The sequence below is a fragment of the Pseudomonas canadensis genome (genome assembly GCF_000503215.1).
Lineage (GTDB): Bacteria > Pseudomonadota > Gammaproteobacteria > Pseudomonadales > Pseudomonadaceae > Aquipseudomonas > Aquipseudomonas canadensis.
Genome location: NZ_AYTD01000005.1, coordinates 65,022 through 91,306 on the forward strand (window position 1 = coordinate 65,022; position 26,285 = coordinate 91,306).

Sequence of the window (26,285 nt, forward strand, 5' to 3'; positions counted from 1 at the left end):
AACCAGGGCATGATCTTCGGATCTAACCTCTGGACACTGAAACACACACCATGTGCTTCAGTTGTGTGTCCCCTTCGTCTAGTGGCCTAGGACACCGCCCTTTCACGGCGGTAACAGGGGTTCGAGTCCCCTAGGGGACGCCATTTGCGGGAATAGCTCAGTTGGTAGAGCACGACCTTGCCAAGGTCGGGGTCGCGAGTTCGAGTCTCGTTTCCCGCTCCAAATATCGATCTACAGAGTTCCATGGAAGTCTGTAGGTTATTGAAAATAGACGCTTAGGCGTCTTTTTTCGTTCCAGTGCGATCAGCCGAGAACCATCGGTATCTCGACGTTTTCAGTCCAGAAATGAGTCCATGAAATCCGAATGGTCGCGATAGCGTTTGTCGCTGGAGAGGAGCGTTTGCGGGTACGGGCATCTTTCCCTGAATCCTATTCAGGAACTCGTACTATGGCACCTTCCACGCGCAGCGGTTCGCCAGTTCAAGGCGACCGGCAAACACTAAACCCTCGGTGATATGGGTCGACAGCTCGGCATTTCCCCCACGCATATATAGCGTCCCACGGACACTTGATCCTCCTAGACTGGTTTTTTCACCGCCCCGTCTCAAGGAGAAGCCGATGTCCGAGAACAATCCACTTTTGCAGCGGTATGACTTACCACCATTCTCTGCCATACGAGCAGAGCATTTGATACCGGCTGTCCAGGCGATCATTGCTGAAAGTCGTGTCATGACCACAGAGATCATTGCCAGTCAGAAATCCTTCCCAACATGGGACGATCTCGTGCTCGCCGTAGATGAGTTGGAAGCACGCCTGGACGGCACCCTCACTATCCTCCAGCTACTGGGTTCCACCCGCATAGCGCCAGTCTGGCAGGAAGCAATTACGCGCTGTCAGGAGCTGGCAGAGCAGTACAAGAGTGAGCAGGCACAGAACAGCGAGCTGTATCAGCTGTATCGGCGGCTCGCCGATAGCCCGATTGCTGCGCTGTTCAATGAAGAGCGTAAACGTGCACTGCATAAAATCTTGCGCAAGTACCACTTGGCCGGCCTTGATCTGTCGTCCGAGCAGCAGTTGCAACTGACAAGCCTGAACATGGAAATCAGCAAGTTTCAGTTCGAGTTTCTGGCACGGCTGGAGGATTCGAACACGGCATGGAGCAAGCACATCGAAGACAGATCGTTGTTGATCGGTTTGCCGAACGCTGTGCTGGCACGCATGGAGGTCGCGGCTCAAGCAGCAGGTTTGACGGGTTGGTTGCTGACCCTTTCAACTCAATCCTATCGCGACATTGTGAACTATGCGGACAACCGGGACCTGCGTCGGGAAATGATGGCTGCTTACTACAGCCGTGCTTCTGGCACAGGTCCTGATGACCTGATTACCAACAACGAACGGGTGTTGACGGTACTGCTTGATGATCGCCATAAAAAAGCGCAGCTCTTGGGTTATTCCAACTTTGCCCAACTGGCGGTGGCGGATCAGATGGCGGACACGACCGAGCAGGTCGTCGACTTTTTACATCACCAGATCGAGTTGTCGCGAAGCCTGTTTGCCCAAGATGCGGAGCAGGTTGAGAGCTTCGCTGCACAGCATGGAATTACGGATGTGAAGCCTTGGGACATTCATTATTTCGCTGAAAAAATTCGCCAGGACGTGGCAGGCATTTCCCAAGAGGCATTTCGCAACTACTTCCCCTTGGAGACGGTGTTGCAACGATTGTGCGCCTTCACAAAAACGCTGTTCGGTGTTGATCTGATCGAACACGCGGCTGCCGATACCTGGCATGAGGATGTGCGGGTATTTGAACTCAGAGAGTATGCGGAGCCGATCGGATATTTGTTCATTAACCCCTATCGCCGACAAGAAGCAGCGGGATTTGGTGATGCTTCAGGTTTACGTAACCGGCGGATCACCGCCGAAGGCAGGCCACGAAGCCCCTTGGTGGTGCTGAACAGCCGGTTGCAGCCCCCCACCGAGACCCAACCCTGCTTGCTTGATCATTTGCAACTAAGGGTCTTGTTGCACGAGTTTGGCCATTGTCTGCAGCACTGTTAACCGCCGCACCGTATCGGGCGATATCAGGCATCGGTCAATTGAGCCATGACTCTTCGGAGTTCGTCAGCCAGGTTCTGGAACAGTTTTGCTTCAAACAGTCGTTCCTGATTTGGCTATCAGGGCATTTCCAGACTGGACAACCCCTGCCTGACGATATCGCCTATAGGGTGAAGCGATTTGTCCATACTCAAACCAGTTGGGAAACGGCCTCTCTCTTGCTCGCCGGGCTCGTCGACTTCGAGTTGCACCGGACTTACGGCGACGGTCGAACACCTCATGATGTCTTCACCAGTGTCAATGCAGAAGTCGGGCTCTTGCAGTGGCCTGGTGATACCCGTCCAGTCAACAGTTTCGAACCGTTGGGGAGTGACTATGGGGCCAGAACTTATTCCTACAAGTGGTCGGGTGTACTCGCCAGGCAGGCGTTTGAACGTTTTGAGCGCGAGGGGCTGTTCAACCCTACTACCGGCAAGGCATTCCGTGATGCGTTCATCACCCAGGGTGATACCCGACCACTGATGACGTCACTTGAGCTTTTTCTCGGTCGCTCATAGAACGAGTCCAGTCTGTCCCATCAATTGGACGTGTCGAGTCAATTTGGCATTTACCACTGCTGCCATTCTCCGAGACCTATTATGTTATATCGGCATTTCATCCCCTTTTTATTACTTGCTTTGTATTGTGTTACCGGTCAAATCCATGCCAGAGATTTGACTGAAGGAATGACTGATCAAACCTCATCCGTGGCATTGCTTAACCACGACCAGCGTTACTCGCTATGGTCTGGCATCGGTCATTTGAAAAACGCCATCGGCCAAACCTGCAATGCGATATTACTGGATACCCGAAACCGTCAGGATAATGCCGTCGGCCCAGCCTATGTGCTGACCAGTGGGCACTGCGTGTTCTTTAGCTACGGCACGGCATATATCAACCAAACCATTGAAGCGAGTATCACCTTCAGATACTTCCACGATACACCTGCACAGCACCGGACTTTCCGGGTTAAAACTGCCCATTGGAGCAGCATGGTCGGCACCGATTTGGCGGTTCTTGAACTTGATACGCCGCTGACCACACTCATCTCAGAGGGAATCATGCCACTCAAGCTCGCGACTCATCGCCATTCAGGCGAGCGTGAAGTGATCAATGTGGGATCCCCGATTGGGTTTCGACAGAACGGGCTGCGCATGAGCGTCTGCAAAGAAACGGGGGTAGACAGTTTTGTCGAACATCCTGGCGTATTTCCTGGTGCGATAAAAAACCGTTGTCGAGATCTTCAGTCCGGAAGTTCCGGAAGCCCGATGTTGGATCGCAGTACCAATGAAGTGACAGGCATTGTCAGCAAAGTAGCAGCGGTCATTAAAAACGACGTCCTTAACAACTGCCAAAACAACTCGGCGTGCGAAGCGGCCAAGTTCAACTACAGCTATCCAGCCAATGACCTGCATCATTGTTTTGTTGATGGTCAATTCTTGAACAATACGGTGGATTGTCAGCTGAAAGCCGTCGAGATCATCATTGAAGAACCGTGGAAACTGAATCCTTATGTGCATAAGCAGCAGGACGTGCTTGGACGAAACGTCCGGCCCACCTGGAATATCAGATTCTCGCTCCAAAATGCTTACTATCGATTCAAGGCAGTACATGACGTTAAGGAATGTAGGTTTCCCAACGATTATCACAGCGCGATAGCGTCAACCGATGGCTATATCAATCAAGAGATCGGGCCGGCGCTAGGGGCTCATGTGTTGTGCATTGTAGGGATAGATAGCCAGAACGAAGCCCTGACGCCTGCCTTGCTCCACAATGTATTCACGCACTCCGTGTTCTTGACCGCTCCAGCGCCGACACCTCGGATCAACCTGAGTTACAGCATCGATTGGGACAACCAACACACAGATTTCACGCACCACTACTTCTATATGGACGCTTCGAATGGCGCTTCTTGCCAAGACATCGACGATGTCCGTTATGCACTTTCCACCGGCAGTTCTACCTATCGGGTATCTCAGCTACCCATCACGTTGTGCAGCTATGCACGCAACCTTGCGGGCCAACCATCCGCCGTACGTACGGATGTGATCGAAAGATCAATGTTTTTCCCGCCCATACAAGCGAAGAAGCCATCGCCACGACTGTAATAAGGCCTCATCATGGAAGATAACCCTCCCTATTTTTTCACCGAAACACTTGCAGTAAGAGAACAACTGACGGAGCGCCAGCGCGCGCGAGCGTTCACCCTTGAGGATCTCGACTGGCTCGACGCGGTGTATTCCGCCACCCACGCTGCGCGCATGGCGCACGAACCACCCATGCAAGTTGAAAGCCTTCATTTGACCACGCCCGGAAAACCGTCAATCGAACTCGCCGGTGCGTTCATGATGAGACCTGCGCCCGGTGGTGGCGCGTTCCTCTACACACCGTGCCGGGGCCTGGAAAGATTCGATAGCGTTGCCAGCGTAAAATCGACAATGAGTACCTGGTTGGAGGTATCCGAACAACGAGAAGCGTTGTTTCGTTACCTGTCTCTCTCTCAGCGAGCGGCGTTGAGCACCAACGAAACACTCACGCTCACCACTGTATCCGTAGCCGGCGCCGTTTTTGAAGAACAACAGCGCGCACTCCAAAATAACCTGCGCAACAATGCTCAGGGCATGCTTGAGGAGCTGTACTCAGCGCCAAGTTTGACGTCAATGCTGGAACAGGCGATCAATACGGCTCTGGCTGCACACTTTCCGGGCTTGAATCAACGCGATACACGCGTGAGCTGCCACATAGCCGAGACATCCCAAACCACAACTCGCTCATTGAGCGAAACCGTGCTTGCCTACTTCGTCGACAACAGTTGGCCTGCAGGCGAAACCCGGCAATACAGTAACCTTGGCAGAGCCCCCGACCCTCAGCAGTCAAACCGTGCGGCGGACGATCAGTTGCATTGGGAGAGGTCTGTACAAACGCTGGCCCAAGGGTTGATGGAGCAAATAAAAACCCAGCTTTCACTATTTTGGCAGGCGGCGAGCCGAGCAGGGCCCTCGCGCCTGGATTACTTTGCGGCGGCCATGAGCGACAGGTTCCGGGTCAGCCTGCTTGATCAGCAGCAACAGGCGAATATTTCCACGGACCAAAGTCTTGAAATCCAGACACGCCTGCTGACCTCCGATGCACTCTCTTCTGACAGTGCCAGCGCCCTGCGCGTCGAAAAAGTACTGTTGGGCGAATCAGATGTCTCCTTTGTTGAACTGGCCGGCGCCCTCATGATCCGTCCAATAGAAAGCGAGACAGATGCACAGGCCATTCTTTATACCCCCAGTGAAGGCGTACTGGCGGACCCTGATGTGGAAGAGTTGAAAACCCGTCTTCAGGAGAGAGTGAACTCACCGAAGCAGCCTGACGACTGGAAGAACTACCTGTCTCGACCGCAACGTTATTTCGATATCAGCTTCAGTACCTCAACGGTCATTACGAGCCCTCTCACAGGAGCGGTGTTCCCGGGCCTGATGCGTACGGTCATCGAAAAACAGGCTCAGAACCTGGAGTATGGCCTGGAAATGTACCGTCAGAGCAAAGGCACCATGGACATCGACGCGCTGATTGACCATCTGCTTGATGTTCGCGCGATGATTGATCCAGCGTTACGGGGATTGGATGCCAAAGGACGTTGGAGCACTCAGTTGGCGGCGTCCTGGTACCCCTCTGCTGACCTTCCGCAAGAAGGGCAGTCAGCCCTGCAAACGGTTCGCACGGAACTGCGAGAACTCGAAAGTCTGCATACCGAACTGGAGGGCAGACTGGCAACTCGCCCGACTCTCTACCGTTCCGCCATCGCACAACTCAATTCTGAACTCTCCAGCACAGAAGAAGCCTTTCGCGATGCCGCGAATATTTTTATAAATACCTACAGCAGTCCTCCCGGTGATACCGAACGTCGTACACCGGTATCGTCGGTCAATATGGTCGACCATTTTCTGGCACGGTTCTGCGGGGAGTCGGAGGTCCTCACGCCTTCGCCCAACAGCGGATTCTTTTCAGTAGCCTCCGAGGGTGTTGCTAAAAAGGTGCCCGATCTGGAATTACCCGCCTTCAACACAATCATCGAAACCTCGCTGAAAGGCTTTAAAGGCCACCTGCGTCTGGTGGACCAACGGGTTCCCGACCTGCGGCTTCTGCTCGAGAAGGCGATGACCATTGGATTGAAGGCGGAAGCAAAGCTCAGGGTCCTGGACAATTCACTACGGCCCAGCGACCGGGCAATCATCCTGACGGTCCTTGACAGTTACAAACGTGATACGCGACGTAGCATGAACGCTTTCCGACCCGATGCCTTGTCACTGACGCTGACGACTGCCGAGCGGGACGTCAGCGCCGCATTGAGCAACTGTTTTGTGCTAACCGAACGAGGGGGGCAAGATCCCGAATATTCCGGCAAAACCATTCTTTGGAGCCCAGCGCTGGGGTTGGAGGTTTTCAGTTCATTGGCCGCCCTCAGAACCACGTTGAACCAGCGCTTGCTTGAGCCCGAAGAACGCATTGCACTGCTGGAAAACCTCCCTCGGTCCGAACGCCTCCTGCATCAGGTCTATACCGTTGGGTCTTTCGAGTTGATCGAAGACGGCTTGGTCGCATACCTGCACCGGCACTACGAGCAGCAAAGAAAAGCCGAGATCACTCACCTGCTTAGCCCGAAGCTACCCGCCCAATACCTGCAGGACATTTGGCAGGTCCAAATAACGCAGACACTCGCGCCGACTAACGTGGAGCGCTCTACGGCCATCGCCCAGGCACTGATCCTGCGGCACTCATTACCTGAATGGGTGGCCAACGCTCCCGTAGCGGACCAGCAACTACAGGTTGAACTGCTGGAGCAGTATCGAAACAGCGTGGAAGCGGACAAAGACTACCTTCATGGTATCGACTCACTGGCCGATTTCACGCGCAACAAACTGTCAACGTTGTTACGCACGCTCGACAACCAGAGCCGCGTCACCCCCGATCAGATTGAAGTCACCGTCCCTGCACACAGGAGCGCTGTCGAGAAGTCGTTGACCCTGGTCGATTATGCGACGAGCCATCGAGATGAATGGGGAACTGAGGCACCGCGCTTTACTTCGACGGGGTCAGCGTTGCTCTCCAGCCAGCTGGACGCAAAAACCCTTACCACACACATCCAGGCGCTGAACATCAGTGGCACCTATCAAGACTATCTACGAGGGCTCTTCACGGCTGCTAATCCCGACCTGCTTGAGCGTCAACAGCGGTTCGCCCGGCAATTACCCTGGCAACTGATGCAACATGCACATGCCCAATTCCTGGCAAAGCAAATGACTGCAACAGCGTTCGGTTATATCCAGCAGATCATGGACATGCCGGATTCGATTGCCCGTGCTGCCGTTACAGGTGCCAATGCCACTATCCGCCCGCTTGAACTGCTGACCTCCATAGGCGCCACAGCGGTCAAAGCCGTGGGCATTTACGTGATCAGCCCTGCATCAGGTCAGGGGCCTCACGTTCTCTATGCGCCTTACAGTCAAGGTCACTGCCTTAAGGAATATGCCGACGAAGCGAGTTTACTGACAGAACTCTGGTCACTTGGCCCGCTACAAAGTTGGGTGCTCAGGTTGCTTCCTCAGGCAGCACAATCGGCAATCACGACGTTTTTCAACCCGAACAATGCCTCCAGAAGCTCGTTGCAACTGGCCTCAAATCCCATCGTCGGGTGCTTGTTCAAACAGCTATTTGCAGACAACTTCGAGCTGTTGTTGAAATTGTTGGGATGCCATTCCATCTCCAACGCCGTTGCCTATTGGAACCTGGCGAAGAGCGTTTTCTCCAGCGGTATATACCAAGGCATTCCGTTTCTGGCCGCAAAGCTGGAATACCCGTTGCTCGTCTGGCAGAGCTACAAACTGTTCAAGGCTTCTGCCGACGCGTTGCAAGATCATCATTGGCGCACGGCAATCTCGCAGTTCGTGAGTGGCGTTGCGCAAATGGCATTGCTTCGCCGGTCAATGCCAGAAATTTCAGAGCAGACGTTACCTGTGCAACCTGATGCCATTACGTCCGAAGCCGTTGCAACATGGCCCGCCATCGACATCACCGCGCCTGAAAGAACCCGGTTGCAACCCCATGAGGTAACCGATCTCGCGCTACAGGAGATGACCAGCGTTGGCGATCTTGGGCTCTACCAATCAGCTCAGAAACGCCACTATGCGCCCGTCGAAGGCAAAGTCTTTCAAGTCAAACAACAGGGTGAGCACTGGCGTATTTTCAGTTCCCTGGGAGATGGACCGCTGATACGAAAAAACACCCGCCAACAATGGATGCTCAGTAGCCAAGTTCCGTTACTGCATGCTCGACGAGCACTCGCTAAACTGAGCAATCAATTTTATTCATGCCCGCTAGCTCGTGAAGGTATGAACATCGAAGCATCCGGTATGGAAGCCATCCGAACCCTCTATCCCAAACGGGGTTTGATGATCACTGAAGCATTGGCCATGGCGACCTACTATACAAAAAACGCGCAGGAGAACTTACGTCTGGTTGCCGCTACCCTACAAGCCTCCACTCCCACGCTCGCAGTTATCAAGGAGACCTTCGATTTACAAGTCGTAGAAATGAAACATATCGAGAAAATACAGTCAGTGGTTGACAAGGTATTCAACGCTCTCACAGCCCCTTCACTCAATACCTTGAACTCAGAACGCTTCGTCGTTGGGGTTTCGCGCGGCACCCCGCCCCCTGGTAATACGGCTGTCATGGCGTTTGTCGTGGTGCCTGACGCAGACCAGGTCATTTATTTAACCCAGGAGTTTTTCAAGCCTACGTTGGAGTACAAGCCGTTTCTAACCAAGCCGTTTTATGTCAACGTCCATGCCCGTGCTATCGCCCTCATCCATGAACTCTCTCATCATGTGTGCGCAACGGAGGACATTGCCCGCCTGGATGCCTCTCATCCATTTCTCGATCTTATCAGGAATGACACTCCGGATAACCGGGCCTTCAAAGCACGCCTGAAACAGCGCCAGACTGAACGCCTGTGTCTCTTTACGCCGTTCACGGAACTGTTCCAGATCGTGAAGAATGTAGATCCACAAGACAGCCTTTTACAGCATATTTTGTCGGTTACCGGGGGAGATGCACTCGACGATGCTCGGCGAATATTTCGCAGTGACCCTCTCAAGAGGATGGATACGATTTTGAGCAACGCTGACTCCGTGGCGCTGCTGATCAGTCGACTTGGACGTCAGCTTGACCTCTCTCCCAGCGCAGGGGAGTCCGTCTACAGCGTAGATGATGCTTCTATGAAGAAAGGACCCGTGCGGCGAACCGCATCGTAGTCTTGAAGGTCCTATCGTTCGTCACGGGGCGGGTCCGGCAATGCCCTCCTGCCCAGGCAGGAAAAACCGTGCAAACAGCTCGGACTGAGACTTGATGCTCAGCTTGTTGTAAAGGTTGCGACGGTGAACTTTGATGGTCTCGGTCGACAGGTTCAGCTTGCCGGCGATCTCTTTGTTGGAAAAACCGCTCAACAGCAGCCGGAGCACATCTTTTTCGCGCGCTGTGATTTGTGCGCCAAGTTGCATGATCGCCTCAGACCACGGTGGCGGCTCGGCTTGGCTTTTTTCCGCATCACCCTCAAAGCACATGCGTTGATGCATCAAAGCCATCACCCAGGGCTTGATCATGTCCAGCGTCGTGATCTGCTGCGGGCTGTATCGCACGTTGCTGCCAAATGACATGCACAGCGTCCTGTCAGCGTCGAGCTGTACGTTGTATTGCACCTCGTCCACGCTGACGTACTGGGCGAAATACTGGTGGTAATACTCGGTGGTCAGAAAGTGCTCCGGCGCGATGTCGGACAGATGGAAAAAACCACTCTGCGGGTTCTCCCGGTTGGCGATGTAAAACGGGTCCAGCAGGTACAGCCCTTTTACATAGCGCTGGGTCAGCGCGTCCACTTCGTCTGCATCGGCGACTTCGGTCAGGCTGATGACCCGCACCTGTTGGTCGCTGAAGATCAGCACAACCCAATTGTCGATCTGGACATATTCCTTTACCACGCGAACCAGCGAACTCCAGAACGCCGGGCGGTTCAGCTGCATGATCAGCGTTCCGGCGGACCGATGCCAGGCCAGGTTGTGAAGGTCGAGCGACATTTACTACCCCTTTAGGGTTAGGTATTCATGGGGCTGGGCTAAGTACTTCTGGGTATTTACTAATCGGGCGTGCCGAGTATATTCACCCTCCAGTGGATGCAGGCCATGATGGCCTGTCGTTTTGACAAGGATAGCGAGATGAGTCAACCCCAGTTGCGCGCCATTTTTATGGCTGCGCTGGTGTCTGTGTGTGCCAGTGCGCCGGTCTCGGCGGCCGAACCCCGGGTCAATCTGTATAACTGGTTCGGGCTGATCGCGCCGGAGACGCCCAAGGAATTTGAACAGAAAACCGGTACCCGGATGCACCTGGATGCCTTCGACAGTGCCGAGATCATGCAGAGCAAGGTCATGGCCGGGCGCACCGGGTATGACGTTGTCGTCGCCACCTCGAATGTCTTGCCCAGCCTGATCCAGGCCGGTGTGCTTGCGCCGCTGGACCGTTCCCAACTGAGTAATTTCTCGCACATCGATCCCGAAATGCTGGCGCTGCTGTCCGCCAACGATCCGGGTAACCGGTATGCCGTGCCGTATTTGTGGGGCACCACCGGCATTGGTTATGACGTGGATAAGGTCAAGGCCGCCCTGGGTGACAATGCCCCGGTGGACAGCTGGGACCTGATCTTCAAGGAAGAGAACATCAGCAAGCTCAAGTCGTGTGGCGTGGCGATGCTCGACTCGCCGAGCGAAATCATTTCGATCGCCTTGCATTACCTCGGGCTGCCGAGCAACAGCCAGAACCCTGAGGATTACCAGAAAGCCCAGGCGCTGCTGTTGAAGATCCGTCCTTACGTCCTCTACTTCGACTCTTCCAGGACCGACGCTGATTTTGCCGACGGCAATATTTGCGTGGTGGTGGGTTGGGCGAGCGGAGCGCTGACGGCGCAAGCCATCAATGAGAAAAACAACACCGGCCGCAAGATTGCCTACAGCCTGCCGCGTGAAGGCGGGCTGGTGTGGTCGGAAAACTTTGTGCTGCTCAAGGATGCGCCGCATGCCAAGCAGGGGCTGGCGTTCATCAACTACATGCTCGACCCGCAAGTGATTGCCAAGAGTTCCAACCACACGCTGTACCCCAACGCCAACAAGGATGCCACCGAGTTGGTCGAGCAGAAGTTGCGCGACAACCCCTGGATTTACCCGTCCAAAGAGACGATCGCCACCTTGGTTCCCCTGGAACCGTTGCCCTTGAAATTGGAGCGAATCCGCACGCGGGTGTGGACCAAGGTGAAGAGCGGGACCTGATCGGGTGAATGAATAGGCGGTCCGGGCTGCAGCAGACGTGTCAGTGAAGGAGAACCATCATGGGCCAAGCCGAATATCAGCGCGACGTGAAGTCGGACGATGACAAGGCGTACAAGGACATCGAGGAACAGATCGGCCACTGTACGCCCGAACAAGCCTGGGCCATGTATTACGTCTCCACGGGCATGGTACGTGAGTACATTACGCGGGCGGTGATGGAGCATATCGGCCGGGGCAACCGGGCGCTGCTGCTGGAGTTCCCGGAGCTTGCCCGGACCGAGGAGCGATCACGCTTCCTGCTGCCGCTCTAACCGAATGCCGATCAGTGATGATCGGCATTTTTATGTGCGTGCGGGCTTGCCGCTTGGGCCAGGCGTAATGTGGCCTCGCGGATCTCTTCCTGGTTCAGCGAGGCGAAACCCAGGCGCAGCGCATTTTCTGCTTGGTCCATCGGTGAGAACTGCCGGCCGCTGCGTACGACCAACCCGTGGTCTAGGGCCGCGCTTACTATCTGGTCAACATCGATTGCATCGTCGAAACGCACCCACAGCGCCAGGCCGCCTTCGGGCTCGCGCACTTGGATCCGATCACCGAACGCCGCCTGCAGGCAGTCTTGCAAGGTCTCACGGCGGGCGCGGTATTCCTTTGATACCCGGCGCAGGTGCTTCTTGAGTTCGCCATCGTTGATCAAGTCGGCAAGCATCTTCTGCGCGACTGCGTCGGCATCGCCCAGCATCAGTGCGGCATTGCTATGCAGGGCTTCGACCACCTGCGTGGGAGCCACCACATAACTGCAGCGAAACGTCGAGCCGAGGACCTTGGACAACGAACCGACATAGATCACATGTCGCTGCGCGCGATCGCTGGCCAGGGGCAGGTAGGGGCGCCCGCTGAAGTGAAATTCGTGGTCGTAATCTTCTTCGATGATGCAGAAATCATGCAGCGCCGCCAATGCCAGCAACTGTTGCCGCCGCGCCGCGTGCAGGCTCACGGTGGTGGGGAACTGGTGGTGTGGCGTGAGGTAGATCATCCGCACCTTGTGTTCGCGACACAGGCGATCGATCTGGTCCGTGCGACAGCCTTCTTCGTCGATGTCCACCGTGACCAGTTGCGCACCCAACCTGCGGAAAATTTCCCATGCTGGCGGGTAACTCAGGCGCTCCACCAGCACCACGTCGCCGGGTTTGAGCAACAGGCTGGCGGTCAGGTACAGCGACATCTGGGTGCCTTGGGTCAGGCAGATGTTTTCGGCGTTGACCGTCAACCCACGATTGTTGCGCAGCATCTCGGCCAGCGCGCAGCGCAGATGATAGCCGGTGCCCTCGCTGCCGTAGCGCAGGGTGTTGGACGCAAAGCTGTTACGCAGGGCATTACGGTAGTAGCGGTGCAGCACGGCTTGGGGCAGCAGGCGGTGGTCGCTGGTGCCGTTGTCGAAAAACAGCGCGTCATGCCGATGATTCAGCGCTGTCACCTGAGCGTTCTGGGCGAAATAGGGCGCGGTTGTCTGCGCCAGGATGGGCGGCGCGAAGGGCGCCTGCGCGCGGCTCGGCAGTTGCTTGGCCGTCAACTGCGCATTGACGAAGGTCCCGCGTCGCGGCTCGCTGACCAGCCAGCCTTTGGTCATGGCCTCTTCGTAGGCCAGGATAACGGTCTTGCGGTTGACGTCGAGCAACTGCGCCATCTCCCGGGTGCCCGGCAGCAAGGTGCCGGGTGGCAATCGACCTTCAACGATCGCGGTCACCAGGCCTTCGGCGATCTTGCGGTAAGACGCCTGGCTTGCACTGTCGTCCAGCTTGAGCAGCGGGCGCCATTTTCGCATCTGGACCATCTAAAGTATCCAAAACTGGAGGTTTTAATGGGCCTAGTCTAGCGCAACAATCACGGCTCACTCACCCCGAGGTTGTTATGAATACACGTCATGTCATCGAACTGTCCCCCTCGGGGAAAACCTTTGAGGCCGGTGACGAACTCTTGCTGGATGCGATGCTCGCCAACGGCCTGTCGGTGCCGTTTTCTTGCCGACGCGGAGCCTGTGGCTCCTGCAAGGTGGTGGTCGCAGAAGGGGTGTACCGGGCCAAGCAGCTGGCGCCGGATGCCCCCTTACCCTGCTATCCGTTGGCAGTCAATGAAATGCTGTTGTGCCAGAGCCACGCCTGCGGCGACATGCGCCTGGAAATCCCCGGTTGGTCGCTGGATACACCCGCGCTGGTGGTCGAGGCGCAGGTCGTGAGCAAACGCGCACTGAGCCCCGACATCATTGAGCTGGTGCTGATGCCGGACAGGCCGCTGGCAGCGCGGGCGGGCCAGTACCTCAAGTTCCGCCTGGTCGACGGCGACTCGCGGTGTTTCTCGATCGCCAACCTGCCGGCCGAAGACGATGGGCGCCTGGTATTCCAGATTCGCCGGGTGAGCGGCGGGCTGTTTTCCGAGACCCTGCTGGGCGGCCTGGAGGCCGGCGATCTGGTGCAACTGGAAGGACCGTTTGGCGCCTGTACCTGGCAGGACAATGACAATGCGCCCGTCGTCTTGTTCGCCACGGGCACCGGCTACGCGGGTATCAAGCCCATCCTCCTGACGGCGTTCACGCGCGATGTGGATGTGACCTTGTACTGGGGCGGCGGGCAGCCAGCAGATTTCTATGACCGCGCGTTCCTGGATCAATCGGTCATTGATCACCCACGTTTTCACTGGCACCCGGTGTTGGCTTCCCAAGGGCGAGTGCAGGAAGTTGCCTTGAGCCATGGGCATGACTGGGAAGCTGCCCAGGTGTATGCCTGCGGTAATGGCGCAATGATCAGCCAGGTGCGCACGGAGTGTCTGGACGCCGGCTTGCCCGGCCATCGATTCGTCGCGGAGGCCTTTGTGCCCAGTGGCCGGTCGAGTGCCGGCACGACACCCAAGGCGCTGCACCCGATCTGGGAGAAAGTCGGCCCACGTTATTCACTGGACGGCATGCTGGCCGCGCGCGATCAGTCAATCCGTGCCTTGGCGGCGATTGCCAGCCGACTGCAGGTGGGCATGACCACCGGCGAAGCCCTCGACATGGCTGCCGACCAACTGCAAGCCATGGGCGCTTCCCACACCTGGCACCCGACCTATATCCGCTTTGGCGACGACACCGTACGCCCACCGCGCGAAGGCATTGACCGCCAGCGCAGGCTGCGCGCCACCGATATCGTCGTGGTTGATTTGGGCCCGGTGTGGGACGGTTATGAAGGTGACTACGGCGATACCTTTGTGTTCGGTGACGCGCCGCTGCACCTGGCGTGCAGGACCGCACTGCATGAGGTGTTCGACGAAACCCGCGACGCCTGGCTGAAGGGGCTTACCGGTCGTGAACTCTATGACTTCGCCGAGCAGAGCGCCGTGGCAAAAGGCTGGAGGCTGGCGCGTAATCTCGCGGGCCATCGCCTCGCGGATTTCCCCCATGCGCTGTTCGAGAACAAGGAGCTGGCTGATCTAGAGATCCCGCCGAGTGAAATGGCCTGGGTCCTGGAAATCCAGCTGTGCCATCCCACGGAACCGGTCGGTGGTTTTTTCGAGGATATGTTGATGCTGCAGGCCTGAAGAGCCCGCCGTTGCGGCGGGCTGCTTTTTATCAGAGCTTCGGCAGTTGGCCGATACGGCCCATCATTTCGGTGACGATCTGCAGGTCCAGCAGGAACTGGTCAACTGTCTTGAACTCGTTGTCGGTGTGCCCTGTGTACTTCACTTCCGGACGCGCCAGGCCGAATTGCACGCCGTTGGGCAGTTCATGCACGGAGGTTGCGCCGGCCGAGGTGCCGAACTTGTGCTCCATACCCAGATTTTCACTGGCCACGGCCAGTAGGGCTTTCACCCATTCACCTTCCGGGTTGCGGTACATCGGCTCGGCCACCGAGTAGGTGAAGCCCACCTTGACCTTGGTTTTCTTGTCCCAGGCGCTCAATTTTTCGGCGATCTCGGCTTTGAGTTTTTCCGGTGACTTGCCCTTCGGCACGCGCAGGTTCACGGCCAGTTTGAAGGCCTTGTCATCCAGGCCGACAAAGGTCAACGAAGTAGTCAGCGGCCCCATGAAATCATCCGAGAAGCCCACACCCAACTTGCCGCCCAGGTAATCCAGGCCCCAGTTGTCGGACGCATAACGTGCAGCATCCGTGATGTGGTTGTGCTTGAGGGCGATCTTGCCATCGACGCTGTGGATCAGCTCCAGCATGCGCGCCACCGGGTTGACCCCGGACTCCGGCTCGGACGAGTGAGCGGACACGCCGGTGACGGTCAGCTTGACGTCTTTGCCGTCGACCTTGGCGGCCACTTCAAAATCGCCACCGTTGTTCTTGGCGTATTCAGTACCGGCCTGTTGCAGGCTGGCAGCCAACTCGGCAGGCTTGTCGCTCACGAACGTCGCCACCGAGGCTGACGGAATCTGGTTGGTCGCCATGCCGCCGGTCATCGAAATGATTTCCGCGCCTTTGCCTTCACCCTTGCGGCGCGGGAAGGTGGCCATCACCGTGCCGTAACCTTTCTCGGCGATCACCACCGGATAGCCGCCATCCAGCGCCAGGTTGTATTGCGGTGTCGGGTTCTTTTCGAAGTAATACGGAATTGCGTCGCCGGAGGTTTCTTCGGTGGTGTCCACCAGCAGCTTGAAATTGCGTGCCAGCGGCAGTTTCTCTTCCTTGATCACTTTCATGGCATACATCGCCACTACGATGCCGTTCTTGTCATCCTCGGTGCCACGGCCGTACATGCGGTCACCGATCAGCGTGACCTTGAACGGGTCGAGCTTGGTGCCGTCTTTCAACACCCAGTTTTCCGGTGTCACTGGCACCACGTCGGCGTGGGCGTGGATACCAACCACTTCATCACCGCTGCCTTCCAGGGAAATTTCGTACACACGGTTGTCGATATTGCGGAAGGTCAGGTTAAAGGCCTTGGCCAGTGCCTCGATCTTGCCGGCGATCTTGATGAATTCCGGGTTCTTGTACTGCGGCAGGCCGTCCACGTTAAAGGTCGGGATTTCCACCAGTTCGCGCAGGGTTTCGGTGGCGGCCTTGCCGTACTTCACTCGGGTGTAGATACCGAGCAGGCGATTGATCTCGTTCTGCTGATCCGCGCTCAAGGTTTTGTTATCAAGAAACGCACTGATCGCCGGGCCGACATCGCTGGTCTTGCCCAGGTCGCCCTTGGCCAGGGCGCCGAGGAAACCACGGAAATCGGTGACGGACGTTTCGTTGAAATGCTTCAGAATCGCTGTGCTTTGGTCCGGAGTGACGTTGGCGAAAGCGGGGCTGGAGATGGCCGAAAGGCTCGCCGCGAACAGGGTGGCAGCCGCCAATTGCTTGAGTGGAAAGTGCATGAAGGGACGCATTCCTTTGCAGGTAGTGAGTAGGACGTTTCTGATCAATCTGTCAGAAACATTTCCACACACTACCACTACTCAGGTGCCTCTGGTCAATGCTGGCCAGGGTGGGGCTCGGGGTACTCCTCGGTCACGTTCAAGGCTCTAGCGTAGGGTCCGTCCCACAATTGCTCATGCAATGCCCCGACACGCTTGGCCATCGCTTCGCTGCGCATCACCACCTCCAGATTGCGCGAATTATCCAGATACCCGCCCAGCCAGTTGCTGGTGCCGATCCAGGCAACCTGTCCGTCGATCTCCATGGTCTTGCTGTGGATTACCCGCGCATACGGGATAAAACCTTGCTTGGCCTCGGGGAGGGTGACGATTTTGATCTGGACGTTAGGCAGCACCGCCAAGCTTTTGAGGTAGGGCAGTTCCAGCTTGTCGGTATTCCAGTTGGACACCATCAGCTTGATCGACACCCCACGTGCCGCCGCCGCACGGACGGCATTGTCGATCACCGCGTAGTACGGGCGGGTCTTGTCCGGGCCGTAGGACAGTGGTGAGTAGTCCAGCAGTTGCACGCGCACTTCGTGTTTCGCTTCGCTCAGTAAACGCGGCAGTTCCAGCTGTGAATCGCCTACGCCCGGTGGGTTGTAGCGTTGCGGGCTGGCCACCAGGTAGTTACCGGTGCGCGGTGGTGCGTTGCTCACGGCAGGCAGCGGTACCGGTTGGTTGTCGGCCAAGGCCTGCTGGGCTTTCCAGTCCTGTTCGAAGATTGCCTGCACCTGGCTCACCACGGTTGGGTCGGTGATACGCAGCCCGGTTTCGTGGATATGTTCCAGCGAGCGCCAATCGAAATTCTGGCTGCCGACAAACGCCTGCTTGCCATCCACCACCAGGTATTTGGCGTGGATGATCCCACCGCTCACGCGTGCGTAGGGCAGCACACGAAAGGTCAGGTTGGGGATTGCGCGCAGGCGTTCCAGGGTGGACGCTTCCGACAACTTGATGCCTTTTTCTTCCAGCAAAAAGCGAATCTTCACACCGCGTTTGCCGGCGGCTTCCAGGCGTTCGATCACACGGTCCATCACGGAGCCTGGATGATCGGCGGCGTAGAACTGGCCAATGTCGATACGGTTTTTTGCGCCGTCAAACAGCTCGCTCCACACTGGGCCGGGTTGGCGCAAGTCGTCGGTGCCGAGGGCGGTGTCCAGCGGCACGGTATGCACCAATTCAAAACCCGGAATCGAAAAGTCCGCCTGGGCCAGCGGACTCATGAGCAAGCCTGCCAGGCCAGCGATACGCAATTTCAAGGAAACGGACATGACACTCTCTTCAACTGATGTGGTGAGCGGGGCAAGCCCGCTCACTACGGGGTTACGCCGTGCGGCTGTGCAGCGGCGTCGGCACCAGGTGCGGTACTTCACTCTGCACGCGGGCGCCGGTGGCGGCGCGGATCAGCAGGATTTTCAGCTGATCGTTGATGCGTTCCAGGCTGTCCTGGAAGAAGTTATGGAACACCACGCAGAACAGCGCGATGGCGATGCCCAGGCCGGTGGCGAACAAGGCCGTGCCGATACCACCGGAAATCTGCCCTGGGTCGGACACGCCCGCCGTCGCCAGCGCCTTGAAGGTGTCAATGATGCCGAGGATGGTGCCCAGCAAGCCCAACAGCGGCGCGGCAGTGGTGATGGTTTCGATGATCCACAGGCTGCGGGCCAGTGGTGCACGGGTGGTCAGGTACTGGGTTTCGATGACGTCATCCAGGTCCTTGCGCGAACCTTGTGAGGCTTTCTGCGCCAGCACCGGCAACACCATGCTCAGCGGCAGGCTGTCACGGCGGGTCAGACTTTCCGGCAAGTCGCGTTCGCTGTGCACATTGGCGCCCAGTACCTCGGTCAGCGCGCGGGCTTGGCGGCGTACATACGCGAAATAAATCCCGCGCTCGATGGTGATAAAGATCGCGATGGCCATCGCGGCATACATCACATAAAAGGTGATGTCGTGGAGCAGGTTCATGTCCATGTTCAGTTACCTCGCAATTAGAAGTTGGCTTCCAGGGAGACCGTCACGGTGCGTTCCAGGCCCACGATGTAGGCCGGGTCGCCGTCGCGGAAACCGCTGTAGCTGGCCGCGTTGGTCTTGGTGGTGTACACGCCGTCCAGGTACTTCTTGTCGAACAGGTTGTCGACGTTCAGGCGCAGGGTCGCGTCCTTGACCACCTTCTTGTCCACCGGCAGGTAGATACCCGCGCCGGCGTTGAACACGGTGCGGCCGGAGATGGCTTCGTCGTTGGTCAGGTCGCCGTAGAGCTTGCTGGTGTACTTGCCGCCGAAGGTGCCGTAGAAGCGGCCGTCGTCGTAGCCGATGTTGGCGGCTAGCATGTTTTTCGGCACGTTGGCGAACTGCTTGCCGCTGGTGGGCAACAGGATGGCTTTGCCGGCGTTGTACACGGTCAGGTCGTCTTGCTGCTCGGCCTTGGTGTAGGTGTAGGAGGTGTAGTAGTTGAAGTGATTCGGCAGCAGACCGCTCCACTCCAGCTCCAGGCCGCTGTTGTTGACGGAGCCGGCGTTGATGTCGGCGAAGTCGCCGTTGATGTCGCGCGACGACACCTGGCGATCCTTGAACTGCATGTAGAACAAGGTGGCGGCGACGGTCATGTCTTCATCGGTGTAGCGCCAGCCCAACTCGTGGTTCCAGCTGGTTTCCGGCTTGGAGTCGATGGAGCCGACGCCCTTGTCGTACAGCACATAGTTCTGCGGGATGCGCATGTTGCGCGACAGGCTGTAGAACAGCTGATCGCGTTCATCCAACTGGTATTTCAGGCCGGCGTTGGGCAGCAGTTTGTTGTAGGTCTGGTTACGTTTTTCCGGCTGCTCGGTGAGGCTGCCGTGGTTGGTGCCGTCACGCTTGACGTTCATGTAGGCCAGGCCGGCGATCAGGGTCCAGTCCGAGTTGATGTACCAGGTGTCCTGGGCCCAGACCTTTTGCGCCGGAGTGATGGTGAAGCGGTCGCGACCCTGGATGGTGTTGCCATTGGCATCAACCACGGCCTCGTTGGAGTCCGGCCAGGTGTCGACCGGCTTGCCACTGGCCTTGAGCGGAATGAACGGCTGGGTCTGGCTTTGACGTGCGCGCTCGTACCAGTAGCCGACTTGCAGGCTGTGATCTCCCAGGTCCCAGTTGAGTTTGGTGGTGATGCCCGGACGCCAGGTCTGGGTGCGCGAAGGGCGGTAGTACACACCGTTGTTCGGGGTGCCGTCGGCGTTGTATTGGGCACCGGTCGGCAGGTTGCCCAGGTCGAACACGCCGCCTTGGTTGGAGCCGCGGTTCAGCGCATAGCTGGACGAGCCCACGCCGCTGCCGTTACCCCAGTAGTAATACGGGATCACCGACAGCGCGAGGTTGTCCGCCAGTTTGAACTGGGTGTTGAGCACGGCGGTGAATGTCTGGAACGGGTTCTGCGCCAAGGCGTAGTAGCTGTTGTACTTGCCGTTGCTGCCCACGGTAGGCGTGGCCGGGTAGGGGTCGTACTTGCGGCCGTTCTGCTGGTACTGGGCCTTGGTCAGTTGGCTGTAGCTGTTGTTGTCCTGCTCGTGGTACTTGAGGATCAGGTTGGCGGTGTTGCCATCGCCGGCGTCGAAGAAGCTGTTCCACTCGACTTTGTCCGCGCGCACGGCGCCCGAACCGCGCCACATCTGGCCTTCGGTGTGGGACGCCGACAACCAGTTGCTCAGGCCATTGATCTCGCCGGTGTTGAGGCGGGCAAAGGTCTTGCGCGTGGCGTTGCTGCCCATCACCTGTTTGACGAACGCCCCGGTTTCCTTGGTCGGGCGAATGGTCACGATGCCGATGTTGCCGCCACTGGAACCGATGTGCGGGCCGTCGGCCTCCGAAGAGCCTTGGGTGACGAAGATCTGCTCGATGTTTTCCGGGTCGCCCAGCAGGTTGGAGTACAGCGCGTAGTTGCCGGAGTCGTTGATCGGCATGCCGTCCACCGACATCCCCACCTGGTCGGAGTTGAGCCCGCGCATGGTGAAGCGAAAGCCGGACAGGCCGGTGTTGTCTTCGCTGGAGATGTTCAAGCCCGGCGTGTACTTGAGCTTGTCCACGGCGTTGCCGGTGGCGGTCTGTTTATCCAGCGCTTCCTTGGTCACGGTGGAGCGGCCCTTGATGCTTTCTTCCTGAACCATGTAGCCGCCACCTGCCGTGGCCTTGCCCTGAACCCCAATCGTCCCGACGTCGCTGTTGCTGGTGTCGGCCATGACCATTCCATGGCCCATGCTTGCGGCAACGAGTGCCAGATGAATCCGTGTGAACCTCATCTCTGTCGTCCTGGTGTCGGGTGCTTATTGCACGCTGTAGTTGAAGGTGGCGGTGAAGCGCTGCTCATTGCGGCCCCCGAAGGCTTGCTCGGGGAACGGCTTGACTTGCTTGATACGACGCAAGCTGTTGGTGGCGGCCCGGTTGAGCAACATGCTCGACGCCTGGGTCTGCAAACCGGAGTCGAGAACCCGACCCTGGCGGTCTACCAACAACCAGACCACCACTTCGCCGGTGGGGCGTTCGAGGGAGGCCTGGCGTCCGGTGGGGTACTGCTTGTAAGTGTCCAACTCGTTGCGCAAACCCTTGAGGTAACCGCCTTCCAGGGCTTGGCCGTCGACTTTGGGTGGCGCAGGCGGCGCGGGTGTCGGCGCGGCCTGGGCCACGGGCGCCGGTGCCGGTTTGGCGGCGACTGGTGGTGGTGTCGGGGCGGGCGTTGGCTTGGCGACCACTGGCTTGGGCACAGGTTTTGGCTTGGGCTCAGGCTTGGGTTTCGGCAAGGGTTTAGGTGGCGGCGGTGGCGGGGCCGGTTCGGCCTCTTCATCCTCGATCACCGGCGGTGGCGGCTCTTGTTCCACCACCGGCTCGGGGATCACTTCCGGCTCTGGCTCGACCAGCGCCAACTCGACCGCCGACTCGTCATACACCGGCTCGACCTTCAAGGTCTGGGACTGGATACCCAGTGCAATCAGCACCAGGGCGATCAGGGCCGGGACACTGCCCAGCAGCTGACGCGCACGAAACAAGACGTACATGATCAGGACTTACGCGTGGCAATGGACACGGAGGTAAAGCCACCCAGACGCAGGGTGTCCATCACCTCCACCAGACGCGAAACCTCCACGCCTTTGTCGCTGTTCACGATGATGGTCGACTTGGTGTCAGGCTTTTCGGCCGCCTTCAGCGCCGGCACCAGCGCATCGACTGTGAGGTCCTTGCCATCCAGTTGCAGTTGGCCTTCCAGGCCCAGGGTGAGGATGAATTTGTTCTGTGGTTTGAGCTGCTGTGAACTGCTGGCGCTGGGCAGTTGCGTCTTCATGCCGAGGGCCGGAATCACGTTCAGGCTCACGAGTACGAAAAACACCAGGAGGAACATCATCACGTCGATCATCGGGATCAGTTCGATGTGCGCCTTGCGTTTTTTCGGTTCGTCCCAGGTTCTCATTCCGTTACCCCGTTATTGAATTAGGGGCGACACGCTAACAACCAAAAATGACCGATTGGTTAACTTTAATTGACGTTTTGAGGGCTCTAGGACAAGTCTTTCAGGCAATTCTCAAGACATTTTTGTGACGTAACAGAATTGACATGCAGCAGGGGCATTCTCAGAAACTTTACATCGAGGGCCCCTGGAAATGAGCCGTGAACTGCCACAGATATCCACCCCGCGACTGTTAATGCGCGCACTGGAAAACCATCAGGCCGAGACGTTGTGCACGCTCGCCAACGGCCCGAAAATCGCCGACAACACGGCGAGTATTCCATCGCCCTACACCCTCGAAACAGCGCAGGATTTTATCGAGGGCATGCAGGCAAAATTTCGCTCTGATGGGTTGTTGAGTCTTGGGGTGCATGTACGCGACACCGGTGAATTGATCGGTATCGCCAGCCTGCGCATCAATGCGAAACATCACTATGGGCATCTCGGCGGCTGGGCGGCGGCGAACGCGCGCAACCTGGGTTATGCGACCGAAGCGGCCACCGCGCTGATGGACTACGGGTTTGCCGAACTGGGCCTGCATCGCGTGGGCAGCCAGTGTTTTAGTCGCAACAAAGAGTCGGCGCGAGTCATGGAGAAAATCGGCCTGCAGTACGAAGGCTGCATGCGCGGGGCATTTCTCAAGAACGGCGTGCATGAAGACATGCTGGTGTTCGCCACCGTGCGTGAGGAGTGGGAGTTTCGGCCGTGAGTGGCGAGGTCGATCATGGCCGACGCCGGGTGCTTGCCGGGCTGGCTGTCGCCACCACGTTTTCGATCCTCAGTCCGTTTGCGCGCAGTGCCGGCGTGGATTATCCGTTCACCCTCGGCGTGGCTTCCGGTGACCCGTTGCCCGATGGGTTTGTGATCTGGACGCGCCTGGCGCCGTTGTTCAATGCCGAGGATGGCCGGGGTGGCTTGAGCCGTTCCGTACCCGTGCGTTGGCGGGTCGCCAGCGATGCCGCGATGACCCGCGTGGTGCGCCAAGGCGAAGCCATGGCCAGCGAGCGCTGGGGGCATTCGGTGCATGTAGAAGTCGCGGGGCTCGAGGCGGGCAGACCGTACTGGTATCAGTTCGAAGGGCTGGGTACGCAAAGCCCAGTGGGGCAGTCGCGCACGGCGCCGGCGGTGCATGCCATGGCGTCGGCGCGTCTGGGGTTTGTCTCGTGTTCCCATTGGGAGCGCGGCTATTTCAGTGCCTATCGCCATTTGGCAGAGGAACAGCCCGACCTGGTGTTCTTTCTCGGCGACTACATCTACGACAGTTCCTACGCGGCGGATTCGGGCAAGATCATCCGCCCCCATGGCAGCGGCAATGCGGTGAGCCTGAGCGACTATCGCAACCGCTATGCCTTGTACAAAACCGATCCGGATCTACAGGCCCTGCACGCCGCTGCACCGAGCGTGGCGACCTGGGACGATCACGAAGTACAGAACGACTACGCCAACCGCTGGTCCCAGGACCCGAAGATACCGGTCGGGCAATTCCTGCAGCAGCGTGCGGCAGCCTACCAGGCTTACTACGAGCATATGCCGCTGCGTGCCAGCAGCTTGCCGAAGGGGCCGGACATGCGCATTTATCGGCGCCTGGACTACGGCCGACTGGCCCGTTTCCACGTGCTGGACGGTCGGCAATACCGTTCCGAACAACCGTGCATTCCGGCCAATGGCAGCCACCAGGGGCATATCGCCGATAACCTCTGCCACGACTTGCGCGACCCTGGCCGCACCATGCTTGGTTGGCAGCAAGAAGCCTGGCTGGACCAGGGGTTTGCCCAGTCGAAGGCGCAGTGGAACATCATCGCCCAGGACCTGCTGGTCGCGCCGCTGACCCAGCGTGATCTGACCAACCACAAGCCGGGGCGTTGGACCGACGGGTGGGATGGCTATATGGCCAACCGTTCGCGGATGCTGGCGTCCATCGAGCGTAACCGGGTCAGCAACCCGGTGTTCTGGGGCGGTGATATCCATTCGTTCTGGGTGACGGATTTGCATGCCGATGGCAATAACCCGGACTCGCGGGTGGTGGCCACGGAATTCGTCGGCACGTCGGTGACGTCTGACGGACCGCCCTTTGATGCGTTCAGCAAGCTGTTGCCGCTCAACCCGCATGTGAAGTTTTTCGATAGCCGTCAGCGGGGATATGTGTCGGTGGAGGTGGAGGAGGGCAAGATGCTCACGAACCTGCGGGTGATTACCGACCCCCGCGACCCGATGGCCACGGTATCGACCCTCAAGTCGTTTGTGGTGGAACCGGGGCGGACGGGGGCGAGTGAGGTTTAATCGAGTTCGTAGCGCACGGACAGCGCGCCCTTTTTCTCTGACAAGGTCAGGATGGTCACCTGGCCCAACTCGCTCAGTGCCTGTACATGAGTACCGCCGCAGGCGTACGCGGGCAATTCACCAAAGCCGACTTCGCGGGTGCCGTCTTCCAGGTTCATGTGCCGTGGGTAATCCGCAGCGATCCATTGGTTGACCTGTTGCTGGATCGCCTCGGCGTCCATGGCTTGCGCCGCTTCGCCACGGATGAAGGTGATCTTGCCTTCGCCGGGCCAGTGATGGGCCTTGATCGGCATCCAACCCAAGGTCTCGCCCACGTTGCCGATCAAGTGCCCGGCGGAATGCAGCCGGGTGTTCAACATACGGCGCTGTTCATCGACCCTTGCGGTGATCGGACCCGGTTCCAATGGCCGGTCGACGTAATGCACCACGCGGTCTGCTGCCTGGGTGACGCGCAGCACAGTGGCTTCACCGAGCCAGCCGGTATCGAAAGGTTGCCCACCGCCCTGTGGGTGAAAAATCGTCGACTGCAGGATCACTGCAAATTGCTCCTCATGGGGTGTGCAGCTCAACACTTCCAGCTCGGCAGTCAGGTGATCGTGGGTAAAAAACAGGCGCTCGGTCATCATCTACATCCGCATCAGGGTTCTGCGAGCAGTATAAATAGTGCGTAGATGGGTGATAATCCGCTCAATTATCAATGGACCTGTGCACCATGAGCATCAATCTTCCTTTGCCGCTGCTGGGCGAAATGGCGATTTTCGTCAAAGTGGTGGAAACCGGCAATTTCTCCGAAGCCGCCCGGCAACTGGGGGCTTCGCCTTCCTCGGTGAGCCGTAGCATCTCGCGCCTGGAGAAGGCCCTGGCGACGCGCTTGCTGCAACGCACCACACGCAAATTGCGCTTGAGCGAAGGCGGGGAAGAGGTACTCAAGCGTTGCCAGGAGATGGTCAGCGCGGCGCGTTCGGTGATGGAGATCAGCGGCCAGTTCACCCATGAAGCCGAGGGGCTGGTGCGGGTCAGCGTACCCAAGGCGGTGGGGCGGTTTGTGGTGCATCCGCATATGCCGGAATTCCTGCGGCGTTACCCCAAGGTGGATGTGCAGTTGATCCTGGAGGATCGCCAAGTGGACATGATCGATGACAATGTCGACCTGAGTATCCGCATCACTGACAGCCCGCCGCCGGGGTTGGTGGGCCGGCAGTTACTGCCCATCGAGCATCTGTTGTGTGCGACGCCGCAGTACTTGGCCGAACACGGGACGCCGGAGCATCCCCATGATCTGCTGGCGCACAGTTGCATCTACCTCGGGGAGACACCCGGAGACTCGCGCTGGAAATTCCGCCAGGCCGGCAAGGCGGTGACGGTGGCGGTGCGTGGGCGTTATGCCGCGAACCACACCGGGGTTCGGCTGGATGCGGTGTTGCAGCATGTGGGGGTTGGCAGCTTGCCGTATTTTACGGCGCGCCATGCGTTGGAGGAGGGGCGGTTGGTGCAGGTGTTGCCGGCGTGGGACTTCATTGCGTCCTACCATGGCGAGGCGTGGTTGCTGCATTCGCCCACGCGGTATTTGCCGCCGAAGTTGCGGGTGTTTATTGATTATCTGGTGGCGTGCATGGCGAAGGAGCCGACGTTGCGCAAACGGTAGGAATGCGGTCGAAACCGTAGGAGCCGGCTTGCCGACGATTGGCCCTTGAACCCA

The 26,285-nt window shown here is 58.1% G+C and carries 17 protein-coding genes, 2 tRNA genes and 1 pseudogene; 11 read left to right on the forward strand and 9 right to left on the reverse strand.

The annotated features are described in order from the left end of the window. The first annotated feature begins 67 nt into the window (after positions 1–67). The 5 genes and pseudogenes from U367_RS0103775 to U367_RS0103795 all read left to right on the forward strand — a co-directional run bounded on the left by U367_RS0103775 (position 68) and on the right by U367_RS0103795 (position 9,395). Positions 68–143: transfer RNA gene (locus U367_RS0103775), tRNA-Glu, on the forward strand. Between the two features lie 3 nt (positions 144–146). Then, positions 147–222 (forward strand) — tRNA-Gly (locus U367_RS0103780). 507 nt (positions 223–729) lie between these two features. After that, positions 730–2,612, forward strand: a pseudogene (locus tag U367_RS01000000129835) (M3 family metallopeptidase). A 168-nt stretch (positions 2,613–2,780) separates the two neighbouring features. Further along, positions 2,781–4,202, forward strand: a complete 1,422-nt coding sequence (locus tag U367_RS0103790; protein WP_236639965.1) for a trypsin-like serine peptidase — start codon at positions 2,781–2,783, stop codon at positions 4,200–4,202. 12 nt (positions 4,203–4,214) lie between these two features. After that, positions 4,215–9,395 carry a DUF6543 domain-containing protein gene (locus U367_RS0103795; protein ID WP_028615745.1) on the forward strand — a complete coding sequence of 1,727 codons (5,181 nt, stop codon included), beginning with the start codon at positions 4,215–4,217 and terminating at the stop codon, positions 9,393–9,395. Between the two features lie 21 nt (positions 9,396–9,416). On the opposite strand, the gene U367_RS0103800 is transcribed toward U367_RS0103795, so the two are convergent. Then, positions 9,417–10,214, reverse strand: a complete 798-nt coding sequence (locus tag U367_RS0103800; RefSeq protein ID WP_028615746.1) for a response regulator transcription factor — start codon at positions 10,212–10,214, stop codon at positions 9,417–9,419. A 138-nt stretch (positions 10,215–10,352) separates the two neighbouring features. Between U367_RS0103800 and U367_RS0103805 the strand changes: the two genes are divergently transcribed. Both U367_RS0103805 and U367_RS0103810 read left to right on the forward strand, forming a co-directional pair. Next, positions 10,353–11,456: a polyamine ABC transporter substrate-binding protein gene (locus tag U367_RS0103805; protein ID WP_028615747.1), complete on the forward strand. Its 1,104-nt coding sequence runs from the start codon at positions 10,353–10,355 to the stop codon at positions 11,454–11,456. Positions 11,457–11,515: 59 nt separating this feature from the next. Then, entirely contained in the window at positions 11,516–11,767 is a 252-nt protein-coding gene (locus tag U367_RS0103810; protein ID WP_016979527.1) for a hypothetical protein, read from the forward strand. Between the two features lie 11 nt (positions 11,768–11,778). Here U367_RS0103810 and pdxR read toward each other — a convergent pair whose 3' ends face one another. After that, positions 11,779–13,284 (reverse strand): MocR-like pyridoxine biosynthesis transcription factor PdxR, encoded by a 1,506-nt coding sequence (gene pdxR / locus U367_RS0103815; protein WP_028615748.1) that lies wholly within the window; start codon positions 13,282–13,284, stop codon positions 11,779–11,781. 77 nt (positions 13,285–13,361) lie between these two features. Here pdxR and U367_RS0103820 point away from each other — a divergent pair, with 77 nt between their 5' ends. Next, entirely contained in the window at positions 13,362–15,023 is a 1,662-nt protein-coding gene (locus tag U367_RS0103820) for a M24 family metallopeptidase (protein WP_028615749.1), read from the forward strand. A 31-nt stretch (positions 15,024–15,054) separates the two neighbouring features. On the opposite strand, the gene U367_RS0103825 is transcribed toward U367_RS0103820, so the two are convergent. The 6 genes from U367_RS0103825 to U367_RS0103850 form a co-directional block, all read right to left on the reverse strand. Then, positions 15,055–16,794, reverse strand: coding sequence for a dipeptidase (locus tag U367_RS0103825; RefSeq protein WP_028615750.1), 1,740 nt, complete (start codon positions 16,792–16,794; stop codon positions 15,055–15,057). Between the two features lie 95 nt (positions 16,795–16,889). Then, complete coding sequence (locus U367_RS0103830; RefSeq protein ID WP_028615751.1) at positions 16,890–18,107, reverse strand: phospholipase D-like domain-containing protein; 1,218 nt, start codon at positions 18,105–18,107, stop codon at positions 16,890–16,892. A gap of 52 nt (positions 18,108–18,159) precedes the next feature. After that, the gene (locus U367_RS0103835; protein WP_028615752.1) at positions 18,160–18,807 is read right to left on the reverse strand and encodes a MotA/TolQ/ExbB proton channel family protein; all 648 of its coding nucleotides are present in this window, start codon (positions 18,805–18,807) and stop codon (positions 18,160–18,162) included. Positions 18,808–18,824: 17 nt separating this feature from the next. After that, positions 18,825–21,107 carry a TonB-dependent receptor gene (locus U367_RS0103840; protein ID WP_028615753.1) on the reverse strand — a complete coding sequence of 761 codons (2,283 nt, stop codon included), beginning with the start codon at positions 21,105–21,107 and terminating at the stop codon, positions 18,825–18,827. Positions 21,108–21,131: 24 nt separating this feature from the next. Continuing rightward, entirely contained in the window at positions 21,132–21,860 is a 729-nt protein-coding gene (locus U367_RS0103845) for an energy transducer TonB family protein (RefSeq protein WP_028615754.1), read from the reverse strand. A 2-nt stretch (positions 21,861–21,862) separates the two neighbouring features. Next, entirely contained in the window at positions 21,863–22,270 is a 408-nt protein-coding gene (locus U367_RS0103850) for an ExbD/TolR family protein (RefSeq protein ID WP_005786670.1), read from the reverse strand. Positions 22,271–22,460: 190 nt separating this feature from the next. Here U367_RS0103850 and U367_RS0103855 point away from each other — a divergent pair, with 190 nt between their 5' ends. Together U367_RS0103855 and U367_RS0103860 are read left to right on the forward strand one after the other, a co-directional pair. Then, positions 22,461–23,015, forward strand: a complete 555-nt coding sequence (locus U367_RS0103855) for a GNAT family N-acetyltransferase (RefSeq protein ID WP_028615755.1) — start codon at positions 22,461–22,463, stop codon at positions 23,013–23,015. Next, positions 23,012–24,586 carry an alkaline phosphatase D family protein gene (locus tag U367_RS0103860; protein WP_028615756.1) on the forward strand — a complete coding sequence of 525 codons (1,575 nt, stop codon included), beginning with the start codon at positions 23,012–23,014 and terminating at the stop codon, positions 24,584–24,586. Before U367_RS0103855 ends, U367_RS0103860 begins: the two co-directional genes overlap by 4 nt. On the opposite strand, the gene U367_RS0103865 is transcribed toward U367_RS0103860, so the two are convergent. Next, positions 24,583–25,209: a serine-tRNA(Ala) deacylase AlaX gene (locus U367_RS0103865; RefSeq protein WP_028615757.1), complete on the reverse strand. Its 627-nt coding sequence runs from the start codon at positions 25,207–25,209 to the stop codon at positions 24,583–24,585. The two genes, U367_RS0103860 and U367_RS0103865, sit on opposite strands and share 4 nt — an antisense overlap. 89 nt (positions 25,210–25,298) lie before the next feature. Here U367_RS0103865 and U367_RS0103870 point away from each other — a divergent pair, with 89 nt between their 5' ends. Beyond that, on the forward strand, positions 25,299–26,231 hold the full coding sequence (locus U367_RS0103870; RefSeq protein ID WP_028615758.1) for a LysR family transcriptional regulator: 933 nt from the start codon (positions 25,299–25,301) through the stop codon (positions 26,229–26,231). Positions 26,232–26,285: the final 54 nt, after the last annotated feature.